The organism is Streptomyces sp. NPDC005863 (assembly GCF_042871345.1).
Taxonomy (GTDB): domain Bacteria; phylum Actinomycetota; class Actinomycetes; order Streptomycetales; family Streptomycetaceae; genus Streptomyces.
Window position 1 is genome coordinate 144,617 of the sequence record NZ_JBIAII010000002.1, and the last position, 14,218, is coordinate 158,834.

The following is a 14,218-nucleotide window of genomic DNA, read 5'->3' on the forward strand; positions in this document are numbered from 1 at the left end:
AGATTATGTAGTTCTCGGGCCGGATCGCGCGCCGGGGCGGGCCACGGTAGGAGCGGCGCCCCACTTCCGGGCGCTCAACTCCCCTGCGTCCACGGGAAGAGGCACTGGCCGATGAGCGAAGAACACACCGTCGAGATCTGCGGTCTGCGGGACCACCCCGACCTCGTACTGCCCACCGTCGACGTGACGGCGGCCGGGCCCACAGCCACCCCGATCCAGCAGTCCGTGGACCTCGCGCGGCGGCACGGCCCGTTCTACGTCCGCCGCTACCACGGGCGCGAGACCGTCTGGGTCAGCTCGCTGGAGCTGGTCGAGGAGCTCGCCGACGAGACCCGGTTCGCCAAGGGCATCGGGCCTGCGCTGGAGAACGTGCGCGGCATCGCCGGTGACGGCCTCTTCACGGCGTACGACGACGAGCCCAACTGGGCCAAGGCGCACGACATCCTGCTCCCCGCCTTCGCCATGAACTCGATGCGGACGTACCACCCGCACATGCTGCGCGTGGCCCGGCGCCTCATCGCCTCCTGGGACGGCCGGTTCGCGCCCGGCGCCGCCGTGTCGGGGCCGGTGGAGGTCTCGGAGGACATGACCAGGATGACGCTGGACACCATCGGCCTGGCCGGTTTCGGCTACGACTTCGAGTCGTTCGGGCGCGCCGATCCGCACCCCTTCGTGCAGGCGCTCGTACGGGGCCTGGCGCACAGTCAGGCGAAGCTGGCGCGCAACCCCGCCGGGGAGTACGGGCAGGAGGACGCGGCGTTCGAGGCCGACGCGGCCTTCCTCGCCCAGGTCGTCGACGAGGTGATCGAGACCCGCAAGGCGTCCGGCGACACCTCCACCGACGACCTGCTCGGCCTGATGCTGAACTCGCCGCATCCCGAGAGCGGCGAGGTCCTGGACGAGGCGAACATCCGCAACCAGGTCATCACGTTCCTCATCGCCGGCCACGAGACGACCTCGGGCACCCTCGCCTTCGCCCTGCACCACCTGGTCAAGAACCCCGCCGTGCTGCACCTCGCGCAGGCCGAGGTGGACGCGGTGTGGGGCGCCGACCCCGACCCCGAGCCGACGTACGAGGACGTGGGCAGGCTGCGCTATGTGCGCCAGGTGCTCAACGAGGCGCTGCGGCTGTGGCCCACCGCCCCCGCGTTCCAGCGCCGGGCCCGCGTCGACACGACCCTCGGCGGACGCCACCCGGTCAGGGCGGGCCAGAGCGTCGTGGTGCTCACGCCGATGCTGCACCGCGACCCGGTCTGGGGCGACAACGTGGAGGAGTTCGACCCGGACCGCTTCGCGCCAGAGGCCGAGGCGGCCCGCTCCCCGCACGCGTACAAGCCGTTCGGCACGGGTGAACGCGCCTGCATCGGGCGGCAGTTCGCGCTGCACGAGGCCACCATGCTGCTCGGCATGCTGGTGCACCGCTACCGGTTCCTCGACCACGCCGACTACCGCCTGAAGGTCAAGGAGACCCTCACCCTCAAGCCCGACGGCTTCACCATGACCCTCGCGGCGCGCACCCCGCAGGACCGCGCGCGGAGCCTCACCGGCGGTGCGGGCGCGGAGTCGCAGGCCGCGGCGCCGGACGACGGTCTGCCGACACGGGTTCTTCCCGGCACCGCCCTGACGCTGCTGCACGGTTCCAACTTCGGGACGTGCCGCGGTTACGCCGAGCAGCTCGGTGAACTCGCCGCCGACCTGGGCTTCGACGTGCGCGTCGCGCCGCTCGACGAGGCCGCGGGCGCGTGGGACGCCGATTCCCCCGTGGTGATCGTCGCCGCCTCCTACAACGGCAGGCCCACCGACGACGCGGGCGCGTTCGTGTCCTGGCTGGAGGGGGCCGCGCCGGACGCCGCCGCCGGTGTGCCGTACGCGGTCCTCGGCGTCGGGGACCGCAACTGGTCCGCGACCTACCAGCGGGTGCCGACCCTCATCGACGACCGGCTCGCGGCGGCGGGCGCCACCCGTCTCCTGGAGCGCGCCGAGGCCGACGCCTCCGGGGACCTCGCCGGGTCGGTGGACCGCTTCACCGCGGCGCTCCGTGCCACGCTGCTGCGGCGGTACGGGGACCCGGAGAGCGTCGGGGCCGCCGGCGCCACTGCCCCGGCCAGGACGTACGACGTCGTGGAGGTGTGCGGCGGTCCGCTGGACGCGCTGGACGCCCGGCACGGCACCCTGCCCATGACGGTCACGGAGAGCGCCGACCTCGTCGACCTCGCCCATCCGCTGGCCCGCGCGAAGCGGTTCCTGCGGGTGGCGCTGCCCGACGGGACGGCCTACCGCACCGCCGACCACCTCGCCGTCCTGCCCGTCAACGACCCCGCGACGGTCGAGCGCGCCGCGGCCGCCTTCGGGGTCGGCCTGGACGCGGTCCTCAACATCCGGGCGCACCGGCCCGGCCGCACCACCCTGCCGCTCGACCGCCCGGTCGCCGTCCGTGAACTCCTCGGCCGGTACGTGGAGTTGCGGGACGCCCCGAGCGCCGCGCAGGTGGCGCTGCTCGCCGAGCACAACCCGTGCCCGCCCGAGCAGACAGCGTTGCGGCAACTGGCGGGCGACGCCGGAGCGTTGGCAGCGCGGCGGGGCAACCTGCTCGATCTGGTCGAGGACCACCCGGCGCTGCGCGGGCAGTTGGCGTGGCCGGTGGTGCTCGACCTGTTGCCGCCGATCCGGCCGCGCCACTACTCGATCTCGTCGTCGCCCGCCGTCGCGCCGGGCCACGCCGAGCTGATGGTCTCGCTGCTCTCGGCGCCGGACCGCGCCGGGCACGGCACGTTCCGCGGCACCGGCTCCTCGTACCTGCACGGTCTGCGGCCCGGCGACATCCTGCACGCGCGCGTGCAGCCCTGCCGGGACGACTTCCGGATCGCGGCCGACGCACCGGCTCCGCTCATCATGGTGGGCGCGGGCACGGGGCTCGCGCCGTTCCGCGGCGTCATCGCCGACCGGGTGGAGCGGCTGCGCGGCGGTGGCCAACTCGCGCCCGCGCTCTTCTACTTCGGCTGCGACCACCCCGACGTGGACTATCTGCACCGCGCGGAGCTGACGGAGGCGGAGCGCAAGGGCGCGGTGTCGATGCGCCCCGCGTTCTCCCGTGCGCCCGAGAACGACCTGCTCTTCGTCCAGCACCGGATCGCGGCCGAGGCCGACGAGGTCTGGGAGCTGCTCGAGTCGGGCGGCCGGGTGTACGTGTGCGGTGACGGGGCGCGGATGGCGCCGGGGGTCCGCGAGGCGTTCAAGGGGCTGCACACGAAGTTCACCGGCGGTGACGCGGGCGCGGCCGAGGCGTGGTGGCGGGAGCTGGTCGCGAAGGGGCGCTACGTCGAGGACGTCTACGCCGGCGGCTGACCGCTCCCGCCGGTGCCGTCAGCCCCGGTAGGTCTCCAGGAGCCGCAGCCACACCTCGCTGATCGTGGGGTAGGCGGGGACCGCGTGCCACAGGCGGTCCAGCGGAATCTCGCCGGCGACGGCCATCGTCGCCGAGTGGATGAGTTCGCCGACACCGGGGCCGACGAAGGTGACGCCGAGCAGGATCTCGCGGTCCAGGTCGACGACCATGCGGGCGCGGCCCCGGTAGCCGTCGGCGTACAGGCCCGCGCCCGCGACGCCGGACATGTCGTAGTCCACAGCCCGGACGCGGTGACCTGCGGCCTCCGCCTCGGCGAGGGTGAGGCCCGCGGAGGCCGCCTCGGGGTCGGTGAAGACGACCTGTGGGACGGCCGCGTGGTCGGCCGTCGCGGAGTGGGCGCCCCAGCGGTCGGTCTCCAGGAGCGGGACGCCCTGGGCGCGGGCGGCGATGGCGGCGCCCGCGATACGGGCCTGGTACTTGCCCTGGTGGGTGAGGAGCGCGCGGTGGTTCGCGTCGCCGACCGCGTACAGCCAGTCGCTGCCCTCGACGCGCAGGCTCTCGTCGACCGGCAGCCAGGAGCCCGGCTCGAGGCCGACGGTCTCCAGGCCGATGTCCTCGGTGCGCGGGGCGCGGCCGGTGGCGAAGAGGATCTCGTCGGCCTGGAGCGTCGAGCCGTCGTCGAGGGTGGCGGTGATGGTGCCGTTCTCGCGGGTGAGCGCGGTGACGGACACGCCGGAGCGGACCTCAGCGCCCGCCTCGGTGAGCGCCTCCTGCACCAGCTCGCCCGCGAAGGGCTCCATGCGGGGCAGCAGGCCGCCGCCGCGCACCAGCACGGTCACCCGCGCGCCCAGGGCCTGCCAGGCGGTGGCCATCTCCACCGCGACGACGCCGCCGCCGACCACCAGGAGCCGGCCGGGCACCCGGTCGGCGCTGGTGGCCTCGCGGCTGGTCCACGGCTTGACGTCGGCGAGCCCGGGCAGGTCGGGCAGGGCGGCGCGGGTGCCGGTGCAGACGGCCACCGCGTGCCGGGCCCGGAGCGTGCGCTCCGTGCCGTCCTTGCCGGTGACGGTGACCGTGCGGGGGCCCGCGAGGCGGCCGTGGCCCCGGTGCAGGTCGACGCCGACGCCCTCCAGCCAGCCGACCTGCCCGTCGTCCTTCCAGTGCGAGGTGTACGCGTCACGGTGCGCGAGGACCGCGGGGGCGTCGAGGGGGCCCTGCACGGACTGGCGCAGGCCGGGCACGCGGCGGGCGTCCGCGCGGGCGATGACGGGGCGCAGCAGGGCCTTGCTGGGCATGCACGCCCAGTAGGAGCACTCGCCGCCGACGAGCTCGCTCTCCACGATGGCGGCGCTCAGCCCGGCGGCGCGGGCCCGGTCCGCCACGTTCTCGCCCACGGGACCTGCTCCGATGACTACTACGTCGTATGTGATGGCATCCGTCATGAGGACAGTCTGTCGGCAGGTGTGCGCCGTGGCCACATGGGTACGCGCGCCGAATGCGCCGGTGCACATGCGGCACCTTCCGCGCGTACGACAGGCGGAATACGTCCGCATCATCGGCCGTTGTGCACAGCGGCTACGCCCGACAGCAGGAAGTAGGGAAACACCATGAGCAACGCGACCGTGGAGCTCACCAAGGAGAACTTCGACCAGACGGTCACGGACAACGGATTCGTCCTGATCGACTTCTGGGCCGAGTGGTGCGGGCCGTGCAAGCAGTTCGCCCCCGTGTACGAGAAGGCCGCCGAGGCCAACCCCGACCTGGTCTTCGCCAAGGTCGACACGGAGGCGCAGCCCGAGCTCGCCCAGGCCTTCAACATCCAGTCCATCCCGACGCTGATGATCGTCCGCGACCAGGTGGCGGTGTTCGCCCAGCCGGGCGCGCTGCCCGAGGCCGCGCTCACGGACGTCATCGGCCAGGCCAGGAACCTGGACATGGACGACGTGCGCCGTCAGGTCGCCGAGGAGCAGGCCCAGCAGGCCCAGCAGGGCCAGCCGGAGCAGTAGGCCGCCGAACGGGTCGCAGCCGTCAGCTGGACTCGCGGTGCACGACGTCCGCTCCGAGCACGTCGTGCACCTCGGGTTCGGCGCCCGGGTCGCGCACCACGCGGTCGACGAGCTCGGCGAGGCCGCGGCCGGACGGCAGCTCGATCCGGACGGTGCTGAGCCGGGGCCTGAGGAGCCGTCCCAGCATCAGGTCGTCCGAGCCGATCACGGCCGTCTCCTGCGGTATGGCGACGCCCTCGTCCTGCAGGGCGCGCATCAGGAGCATCGCGTACTCGTCGTTGTACGCGAAGACGGCGTCGACGCCGAGAGCGGGCCAGCGCGCCGCGAGCCGGGCCGCGGACCCCTCGTCGTAGGCGAGCGGCAGCTCGGTGACCGAGGCGCCGGTGGTCCCCGTCTTGCGCACCGCCTGGCGCACCCCTTCGAGGCGGGGGCCCGAGAAGTGTTCCAGGCCCGGTTCCTCGGGGACTATGACGCCTATGCTGCGGCGTCCGCGGGCCAGGAAGTGCAGGGCGGCGGCCTCGCCGACCCGGCGGCCGTCCATGAGCAGGGCGTGCGCGCCCTCCACGCGGTGCGGTCCGAGGGTGAAGACGGCGCGGGCGCCGGACCGCTTCAGGACGCTCACGCCGCGCGGGCCGACCGCGGAGGCGTCGGGGGCCAGGACGGCCACGGGCCGCAGCTCGGCCCAGGCGCGGGCCGCGTCCTCGCCGGTCAGGCCGAGGCTCGCGTACTGCACGACGGTGTAGTCGAGCCGGCCGAGCGCCCACTGCAGTTCGTTGAAAAAGGCGCTGAAGAGCGGGCCGACCGGGATCTCCGCGGTGGGCATCAGGACCATGCGGCTGTGTCCGGCGCGCAGGCTGCGGGCCGCGGCGTGCGGGACGTAGCCGAGTTCCCTGGCCGCCTCGTGGACGCGGCGGCGGGTGGGTTCGCTGATGCGGACGGCGCTGGTGTTGTTCAGGACGTACGAGACGGTGGCGCGGGAGACCCCCGCCAGGCGGGCGACGTCGGCGCTCGTCGGCACGGAGCGCTGCGCGGACTGCTGCTTCGGTATCTGCACCATGGCCCCGTCATCCTCGCAGACCCGGGCCGGGTGTCCACGGCCGGGCGGCGGTGCGAACTTCCCTGCGCGCGTTCCGCGTTGTGCTACTCGCCGGTTAACGTTCGGGCACCCGTCGTCGAGCGAAGGTGTCCCCCACATGACTGCCGACCGTGCCGAAGGCCTCGCGCGCACCGCCCGCGCGCTGGCCGAGGGAGAGGTGTCCGCGCGCGCCCTGACCGAGCGGACGCTGGCCAGGATCGAGGCGTCGCAGCCCGTGCTGAACGCCTTCAAACTGGTGCGGGCCGAAGCCGCGCTTGCCGAAGCGGACGCCGCAGACCGGGAGTTGGCCGGCGGGGGCGCCGGGCTGGGGCGGCCGCTGCTCGGCGTTCCGCTGGCCGTGAAGGACGACATGGACGTGGCGGGCGAGCCGACCGCGTTCGGCTGCAGGGGCGACTTCCCGCCGAAGACGGCGGACGCGGAGGCGGTGCGCAGGCTCCGGGCGGCCGGGGCGGTGATCGTCGGCAAGACCAACACGTGCGAGCTGGGGCAGTGGCCGTTCACGGAAGGGCCGGGCTTCGGCGACACCCGTAACCCGTGGAACACCGGTCACACGCCAGGCGGCTCGTCGGGCGGCTCGGCCGCGGCGGTCGCCGCGGGCCTCGTGCCGGCGGCGCTGGGCTCGGACGGCGCGGGCTCGGTGCGGATCCCGGCGGCCTGGACGCATCTGGTCGGGATCAAACCGCAGCGCGGCCGGATATCGACGTGGCCGTGGCCCGAGGCGTTCCAGGGCATCACCGTCAACGGCCCGCTCGCCAGGACCGTCGCGGACGCCGCGCTGCTCCTGGACGCGGCGAGCGGCAGCCACGCGGGCGATCTGCACCGGCCGCCCGCCGTGCGGGCCGCCGAGGCCGCGACGCGCGATCCGGGGCGGCTGCGCGTCGCCCTGTCGCTGCGGATGCCGTTCACGGCGACGGCCAAGCGGCTGCACCCGGTGGTGCGGGACCGGGTGGTGACGCTCGCTGACCGGCTCGCGGCGCTCGGGCACGACGTGACGGAGGCCGACCCGCGCTACGGCCAGGTCGGCCTGGCGTTCGTGCCGCGGGCCACGGCGGGCATCGCGGAGTGGTGCCGTCACGTGCCGGACGTCTCCCTGCTCGACCGGCGCACCCGGGAAGCGGCCCGGATGGGGCGGCTGTTGGGCGGCGCCCCGCTGCGGCTGGCACGCCGCTCCGAGGCCGCGCTGCACCGGCAGGTGGGCGCCGTCTTCTCGACGTACGACGTGGTGCTCGCGCCGACGACGGCCGCTCCCCCGCCGCGCGTCGGCACGCTCGCCGCGATGAACGGCTGGCGGACCGACCAGGCGATGATCGCCGCGTGCCCCTACGCGTGGCCGTGGAACGTGCTCGGCTGGCCGGGCGTCAACGTGCCCGCCGGGCGCACCCCGGGCGGCCTCCCGGTCGGCGCCCAGCTGCTGGGTCCGGCGGGCAGCGAGCCGCTTCTGGTCTCCCTGGCCGCGCAGTTGGAGGCGGACCAGCGGTGGTACGAACGGTGGCCCGCGCCGCTGCCGGACGCGGCGCAGACGCCGTAGCCGCCCTGGCCTCGTCACAGAGCGCCGTCACGGAGCGCCGTCGCGCCGGCCCTCACGGCTTCGCCAGTTCCGCCCACAGGGCCGGGTCCTCGAAGCCGAGGGCCCACAGCGCGGTGTTGCGCACGCCGTGCCTGCGCAGCACGGGCAGGTGGGCCGCGGTGCCGCGCGCGTCCTGGTACCAGACCGTGCGCTCGGTCCCGCCGTCCCGGTACGTGAAGTGCGGGGTGCTGGAGGCGGGGTCGATGCGGTAGGCCGCGCCCACCTTGGCGCGCAGGGCCTCCGCCTCCCGCGACGTCACGTGCCGAGCGCGCTCGCGCGAGCCGACGGCCCAGTCCCAGCCGTAGGCGGGCAGCCCCATCTCCAGCTTGTCGCGCGGCACTTCGGCGGTGGCGTTGCGCAGGATCTCGTCGTACCAGGCCGGGGTGGACAGCGGGCCCGGGGTGCCTTCGGCCGAGTGCAGGTTGTACGCCATCACGCGGAGCCGGTCGGCGGCGGCGCCGAGCCGCCGGTAGTCCCAGACGCGGCCGGTGCCCGCGGTCTTCGGCGAGACGGTGACGACGCAGCTCTTGCGCAGCTCGTGCAGGCGGCGGCACAGGTCGGTGACCAGCGTGGCGTAACCGTCCCTGACCTTCGCGTACTCCGCGTCCGAAGTGATCGCGATGGATTCGTAGTCGAGGTCGAGCCCGTCGTAGGCGTGCCCGCGCACGATGCCGAGCAGGGTCTCGATGTGGGTGGCGCGGTCGCGGGGGTCGGTGACCACGGCGGCAAGGGCGCCGCGCGGCAGGGTCTCCATGACGGTCGGCACCACCTTGATGCCGGCCCGGTGCAGCCCGTCGATGACCTTCTGGTCCTCCGCGCCGGAGTGCGGTTCGACCTTTCCCGCCGCCTTGGCCTGGTACCAGAAGGGGCTGACGGTGTGCAGCTGGGCGGCGTGGTCCAGGGCGCTCCGGTACGCGGCCTCCCGGTCCCAGTACGGCAGCCAGGCCGAGACGGTGCGCGGCGGTGCGGCCGCGCCGGGAACGGGGTCCGGGGCGGGGGCCGCGGGGTCGGACGCGGCGGGCAGCGGCGCGAGGACGCAGCCCGCGACGGCGAGGGCGGCGAGGAAGCGGGCGTTGCGGAGGGGGCGGAACACCATGGGGTGAGCCTGCGGCCCGTCCGCCTCTCCCGCGCTGCGGACTGGGCCGGACAGGTTCTACGGTGACCCGTGTGACTGCTTTCATCGATGACCCGCACCTGTCCGACCCGCCCGGCCGCTCCGGCCCCACCGCGACCACCGAGGCCGACCCGCGCGAGGTGGGCCGGGTGCACACGGAGTACGCGCCGGACCGCGACGGCGACCCCGACCCGGGCGAGGTCGTCTGGACGTGGGTGCCGTACGAGGAGAACGACGGGCGCGGCAAGGACCGGCCGGTGCTCGTGGTCGCCCGCGAGGCGTCGGGGACGCTGCTCGCCGTGCAGTTGTCGAGCAAGCGGCACGCCGGCGACCGGGACTGGGTGCCGATCGGCAGCGGGCCGTGGGACCGGGAGGGCCGGGATTCGTGGGTGGACGTCGACCGGGTGCTGCGGGTGCACGAGCGCGGGATGCGGCGTGAGGCGTGTGCGCTCGACCGCATGCGGTTCAACCTCGTCGTACTCCGTCTGAAGGAGCGCTACGGCTGGCGGTGAGGTCGGGTGAGCGGTCCGCGGCGGGCGGCGCGGGAGAAATTCCCGGTGTGAGAACGGCCTGAGGGGCACTCTTGTGCGAAGGCGCTCAAGGGTTTTGGGTGTGACGAGCTGCACCGGATGGAAGGATCCCCGCATGCCTGAGGGAGACTGTAGGAAACACCGCACCACGCGCCCCACAAGGGCGCGGGACACGGTGTCGGAGGCGGAGGTGGAGGCGCTGGTCCACGGCATCTGCTTCAAGACCGGCCCGCCCCGCGTCACCGGCGTCGAACTGGAATGGCTCGTCCACGAGCCGGACCTGCCCCACCTGCCCGTGTCCGTCGCCCGCCTCGAAGCGGCCTACGCCGCACTGCGGGCCCTGCCCCTGCACTCCGCCGTCACCGTCGAACCCGGCGGCCAGCTGGAGCTCAGCTCGCTTCCCGCCACCTCGTTGGCGGAGTGCATCTCGGCCATGCAGGCCGATCTCGGCGTCGTACGCGACGCCTTACGTCCCCATCGCCTCACCCTCAGCGGAGTCGGCGCCGACCCGTGGCGCCCGCCGGCACGGATCCTGCGCGAGCCCCGCTACGACGCGCTGGAGTCCTGTCTGGACCGCGGCGGTCCCGCCGGGCGCCGGATGATGTGCTCGACGGCGTCCGTACAGGTCTGTCTCGACGCCGGGTACGAGGAGCCTGGCCCGCTCGGTTACGCGCGGCGCTGGCGTCTCGCGCATCTGCTCGGCCCGGTCCTCGTCGCGGCGTTCGCCAACTCGCCGCTGCAGGACGGCCGCCCCACCGGCTGGCGCTCGACCCGGCAGGCCGTGTGGGCGGGCATCGAGCCCGGCAGGTCCGGCGCCCCGCCGCTCGACGGTGAGCCGCGCGAGGTCTGGACCCGGCACGCGCTCGACGCTCCGGTCATGTGCGTCAAGAGGGAGCCGGGCGAGGGCCCTTGGAGCGTGCCGGAGGGGCTGAGCTTCCGGGCGTGGGCCCGCAAGGGCGCCCCTCTCAGACCCACCCGCGAGGACCTCTTCTACCACCTGACCACGCTGTTCCCGCCGGTCCGGCCGCGCGGTCACCTGGAGCTGCGCATGGTGGACGCGCAGCCCGGCGACGACGGCTGGATCGTGCCGCTGGCCGTGACGAGCGCGCTGTTCGACGACGCGGAGGCGACCGAGACCGCCTACCGCGCCGTGAAGCCGCTGGCCGAGCGGTACGGGCCCGCGGAATCGCCCGCGGCGCCGCACAACCCGCTCTGGCTGGACGCGGCGCGGCACGGCATGGCCGACGCCGAACTGCGCGAGGCCGCCGTGACCTGTTTCGCCGCCGCCGTGGCCGCGCTGCCCCGGCTGGGCGCGCCGCCGTCCGTGCAGGGCGCCGTCGCGGCCTTCGCCGAGCAGTACGTCGCGCGGGGCCGCTGCCCGGCCGACGATCTGCTCGACGCCGTGCGCGACGGCCGCCACCCCCACGGCGCACCCGGGCTCCACGCGAGGCCCGGGCGCCCCGAGACACCTGGGAAGGACTCCCGCCGATGACAGGCTCCCTCACCGACCCGGAAGCCCTGCGGGAGCGTGCGCTCGCCGCGCTGCTCGCCGCCCGGGACCGCACGACCCTCCTCACCTCCTGCGTGGAGGAGTCCGAACTCACCGCTCAGCACTCCCCGTTGATGTCGCCGCTGGTCTGGGATCTCGCGCACATCGGCAACCAGGAGGAGCAGTGGCTGCTGCGCGCGGTCGCGGGCCGCGACGCGATGCGGCCCGAGATCGACCCGCTGTACGACGCCTTCGAGCATCCCCGCGCCGAGCGGCCGAGCCTGCCGCTGCTCGCGCCGAAGGAGGCGCGCGGCTACGCGGCCGAGGTGCGGGGCCGCGCGCTCGACGTGCTGGAGAAGACGCCGTTCCACGGCACGCCGCTCACCGACGCGGGGTTCGCGTTCGGCATGATCGCCCAGCACGAGCAGCAGCACGACGAGACGATGCTGATCACACATCAGCTGCGGACCGGGCCGACGGCACTGACCGCGCCCGATCCACCGGCCTGCGAACCGTTCGCCGGGCCCGCCGAAGTCCTCGTCCCCGGCGGCCCGTTCACGATGGGCACGTCCACCGAGCCGTGGGCCCTGGACAACGAGCGCCCCGCGCACCGGCGGCTCGTCCCGCCGTTCTTCATCGACACGACCCCGGTGACGAACGGGGCGTACCAGCAGTTCATCGAGGACGGCGGCTACGCCAGGATGCGCTGGTGGGACCCGGCCGGCTGGGCGATGGTCCGCGAGCACGGGCTGCGGGCGCCGCTGTTCTGGCACCAGGAGGGCGGCCGCTGGCTGCGGCGGCGGTTCGGCACGGTCGAACCGGTGCCGGCCGACGAGCCGGTCCTGCACGTCAGTTGGTACGAGGCCGACGCGTACGCGCGCTGGGCCGGCCGGCGCCTGCCGAGCGAGGAGGAGTGGGAGAAGGCCGCCCGGCACGACCCGGTGACCGACCGCTCCACGCGCTACCCGTGGGGCGACGCGGACCCCACGCCGGAGCGCGCCAACCTGGGGCAGCGCCATCTGCGGCCCGCCCCCGCGGGCAGCTACCCGGCGGGTGAATCGCCGCTAGGCGTACGGCAGTTGATCGGCGACGTGTGGGAGTGGACGTCCAGCGGATTCCTGCCCTACCCGGGCTTCTCCGCCTTCCCCTACCGGGAGTACTCGGACGTCTTCTTCGGCGGCGACTACAAGGTGCTGCGCGGCGGCGCCTTCTCCGTCGACGCGGTGGCCTGTCGCGGTACCTTCCGCAACTGGGACCATCCGGTGCGGCGGCAGATCTTCTCCGGGTTCCGCACGGCACGTGACGCGGGGCCGGCCGAGACCTCGGCTCCGGAGAGCGCCTGATGTGCCGTCACCTCGCCTTCCTCGGCCCGTCGCAACCGCTGGGAAGCCTTCTCGTGACGCCCGAGCACAGCCTGTTCCACCAGTCGTGGGCGCCCCGGATGCAGCGGCACGGCACCGTCAACGCCGACGGGTTCGGGGTGGGCTGGTACGCGGACGGGGACCCGGTGCCCGCCCGTTACCGGCGCACCGGGCCGATCTGGGGCGACCAGTCGTTCGCCGACCTCGCCCGGGTCGTGCGCGCCGGGGCCGTGCTCGCCGCCGTGCGGGACGCGACCGAGGCCGGGGCGGACGGGGAGGCCGCGGCGGCGCCGTTCGCCTCCGGGCCGTGGCTGTTCAGCCACAACGGCGCGGTCACCGGCTGGCCGGGATCCCTCGCCCCGCTCGTCCGTGACCTGCCGCCCGAGGAGCTGCTGACCATGGCGGCGCGCTGCGACTCCGCGCTCGTGTGGGCGCTCCTGCTGCACCGGCTGCGCCGCGGCGACGAGGCGGGACAGGCCCTCACGGACACGGTCCTGGAGGTCGCGCGGGCCGCGCCCGACTCGCGCCTCAATCTGCTGCTCACCGACGGCACCACGATCACCGCGACCGCCTGGGGCGACACCCTCTGGTATCTCGCGGAATCCGGCCGCCGCACCGTCGTGGCCTCCGAGCCCTACGACGACGACCCGCGCTGGCGCGAGGTGCCCGACCGCACCCTGCTCGCCGCCGACCGCACCGACGTGACTCTGACCCCGCTCAAGGAGCCTGCTGCGTGAGCCCGTTCCTGCTGACCCGCACCCTGCCCGAGGACGCCACCGAATCCGCGCTGCGCGAGGACGTCCTGCACGGCCTGACCCGCTCCCCGAAGACGCTGCCGCCCAAGTGGTTCTACGACGCGCGCGGCAGCGCCCTCTTCGAGGAGATCACCACCCTGCCCGAGTACTACCCCACCCGCGCCGAGCGGGAGATCCTGGTGGCCCGCTCCGCCCGCATCGCCGAGATCACGGGGGCGCGCACGCTCATCGAGCTGGGTTCCGGCTCCTCGGAGAAGACCCGCCACCTGATCGACGCCCTGCCCGCCCTGCACACCTACGTGCCGGTGGACGTGAGCGAGACCGCGCTGACCGGCGCGGCGAACGCCCTGGTCGCCCAGCGGCCCGCGCTCGACGTGCACGCCCTGATCGCCGACTTCACGCGCGGTCTCGCGCTGCCGGGGACGCCGGGTCCGCGCCTCGTGGCGTTCCTCGGCGGCACGGTCGGCAATCTGCATCCCGTCGAACGCGCCGCGTTCCTCTCCTCGGTCCGCGACCTCCTCGAACCGGGTGACGCGCTGTTGCTCGGCACCGACCTGGTCAAGGACGAGTCGGTGCTCGTCTCCGCGTACGACGACGCGTCAGGCGTGACGGCCGCGTTCAACAAGAACGTCCTGTCGGTGATCAACCGCGAGCTGGCGGGGGACTTCGACCCCGCCGCGTTCGAGCACGTCGCCGTCTGGGACCGCGAGCACGAGTGGATGGAGATGCGGCTGCGCTCCACCACCGCGCAGACCGTCAAGATCCACGCACTGGATCTGGCGGTCGACTTCGCCGCCGGCGAGGAGCTCCGCACGGAGATCTCGGCGAAGTTCCGCGAGGACGGCGTGCGCGCCGAACTGGCCGCGTCTGGCCTGGAATTGACGCACTGGTGGACGGACGACCGGGGCCGGTTCGCGCTGTCACTGAGCACGGTGGCGTAGCGGCACGTCCTGT

At 74.2% G+C, this 14,218-nt stretch carries 11 protein-coding genes; 8 read left to right on the forward strand and 3 right to left on the reverse strand.

Annotated elements, in window-relative coordinates; genetic code table 11:
- The first annotated feature begins 111 nt into the window (after positions 1-111).
- Positions 112-3,345: a cytochrome P450 gene (locus ACFYO9_RS06960; RefSeq protein ID WP_358774415.1), complete on the forward strand. Its 3,234-nt coding sequence runs from the start codon at positions 112-114 to the stop codon at positions 3,343-3,345.
- Between the two features lie 18 nt (positions 3,346-3,363).
- Here ACFYO9_RS06960 and ACFYO9_RS06965 read toward each other — a convergent pair whose 3' ends face one another.
- A complete protein-coding gene (locus ACFYO9_RS06965; protein ID WP_358774413.1) occupies positions 3,364-4,788 on the reverse strand; it encodes an NAD(P)/FAD-dependent oxidoreductase in 1,425 nt (474 codons plus the stop codon).
- A 165-nt stretch (positions 4,789-4,953) separates the two neighbouring features.
- On the opposite strand from ACFYO9_RS06965, the gene trxA reads away from it, so the two are divergent.
- The gene (gene trxA / locus ACFYO9_RS06970) at positions 4,954-5,352 is read left to right on the forward strand and encodes a thioredoxin (protein WP_355806706.1); all 399 of its coding nucleotides are present in this window, start codon (positions 4,954-4,956) and stop codon (positions 5,350-5,352) included.
- A gap of 22 nt (positions 5,353-5,374) precedes the next feature.
- On the opposite strand, the gene ACFYO9_RS06975 is transcribed toward trxA, so the two are convergent.
- A complete protein-coding gene (locus ACFYO9_RS06975) occupies positions 5,375-6,409 on the reverse strand; it encodes a LacI family DNA-binding transcriptional regulator (RefSeq protein ID WP_358774412.1) in 1,035 nt (344 codons plus the stop codon).
- A 136-nt stretch (positions 6,410-6,545) separates the two neighbouring features.
- On the opposite strand from ACFYO9_RS06975, the gene ACFYO9_RS06980 reads away from it, so the two are divergent.
- Positions 6,546-7,976 carry an amidase gene (locus tag ACFYO9_RS06980; protein WP_358774410.1) on the forward strand — a complete coding sequence of 477 codons (1,431 nt, stop codon included), beginning with the start codon at positions 6,546-6,548 and terminating at the stop codon, positions 7,974-7,976.
- Positions 7,977-8,028: 52 nt separating this feature from the next.
- Here the strand turns inward: ACFYO9_RS06980 and ACFYO9_RS06985 are convergent, their stop codons facing one another.
- Positions 8,029-9,111 (reverse strand): glycosyl hydrolase family 18 protein, encoded by a 1,083-nt coding sequence (locus ACFYO9_RS06985; protein ID WP_358774408.1) that lies wholly within the window; start codon positions 9,109-9,111, stop codon positions 8,029-8,031.
- Between the two features lie 71 nt (positions 9,112-9,182).
- Between ACFYO9_RS06985 and ACFYO9_RS06990 the strand changes: the two genes are divergently transcribed.
- From ACFYO9_RS06990 to egtD, 5 genes are all read left to right on the forward strand, one after another.
- A complete protein-coding gene (locus ACFYO9_RS06990; RefSeq protein WP_355806699.1) occupies positions 9,183-9,641 on the forward strand; it encodes a type II toxin-antitoxin system PemK/MazF family toxin in 459 nt (152 codons plus the stop codon).
- Positions 9,642-9,774: 133 nt separating this feature from the next.
- The gene (gene egtA, locus ACFYO9_RS06995) at positions 9,775-11,151 is read left to right on the forward strand and encodes an ergothioneine biosynthesis glutamate--cysteine ligase EgtA (RefSeq protein ID WP_358774406.1); all 1,377 of its coding nucleotides are present in this window, start codon (positions 9,775-9,777) and stop codon (positions 11,149-11,151) included.
- Positions 11,148-12,491, forward strand: coding sequence for an ergothioneine biosynthesis protein EgtB (gene egtB / locus ACFYO9_RS07000; protein ID WP_358774405.1), 1,344 nt, complete (start codon positions 11,148-11,150; stop codon positions 12,489-12,491). Before egtA ends, egtB begins: the two co-directional genes overlap by 4 nt.
- Complete coding sequence (egtC, locus tag ACFYO9_RS07005) at positions 12,491-13,246, forward strand: ergothioneine biosynthesis protein EgtC (protein WP_358774403.1); 756 nt, start codon at positions 12,491-12,493, stop codon at positions 13,244-13,246. Before egtB ends, egtC begins: the two co-directional genes overlap by 1 nt.
- Positions 13,243-14,205, forward strand: a complete 963-nt coding sequence (egtD, locus tag ACFYO9_RS07010; protein WP_358774401.1) for an L-histidine N(alpha)-methyltransferase — start codon at positions 13,243-13,245, stop codon at positions 14,203-14,205. Before egtC ends, egtD begins: the two co-directional genes overlap by 4 nt.
- Positions 14,206-14,218 lie beyond the last annotated feature (13 nt).

Coding starts and splice junctions, on each gene's coding strand:
- ACFYO9_RS06960 (WP_358774415.1), top strand. CDS start 112: ATGAGCGAAGAACACACCGTCGAGATCTGCGGTCTGCGGGACCACCCC.
- egtB (WP_358774405.1), top strand. CDS start 11,148: ATGACAGGCTCCCTCACCGACCCGGAAGCCCTGCGGGAGCGTGCGCTC.
- ACFYO9_RS06965 (WP_358774413.1), bottom strand. CDS start 4,788: ATGACGGATGCCATCACATACGACGTAGTAGTCATCGGAGCAGGTCCC.
- egtC (WP_358774403.1), top strand. CDS start 12,491: ATGTGCCGTCACCTCGCCTTCCTCGGCCCGTCGCAACCGCTGGGAAGC.
- ACFYO9_RS06985 (WP_358774408.1), bottom strand. CDS start 9,111: ATGGTGTTCCGCCCCCTCCGCAACGCCCGCTTCCTCGCCGCCCTCGCC.
- ACFYO9_RS06980 (WP_358774410.1), top strand. CDS start 6,546: ATGACTGCCGACCGTGCCGAAGGCCTCGCGCGCACCGCCCGCGCGCTG.
- egtA (WP_358774406.1), top strand. CDS start 9,775: ATGCCTGAGGGAGACTGTAGGAAACACCGCACCACGCGCCCCACAAGG.
- ACFYO9_RS06975 (WP_358774412.1), bottom strand. CDS start 6,409: ATGGTGCAGATACCGAAGCAGCAGTCCGCGCAGCGCTCCGTGCCGACG.
- trxA (WP_355806706.1), top strand. CDS start 4,954: ATGAGCAACGCGACCGTGGAGCTCACCAAGGAGAACTTCGACCAGACG.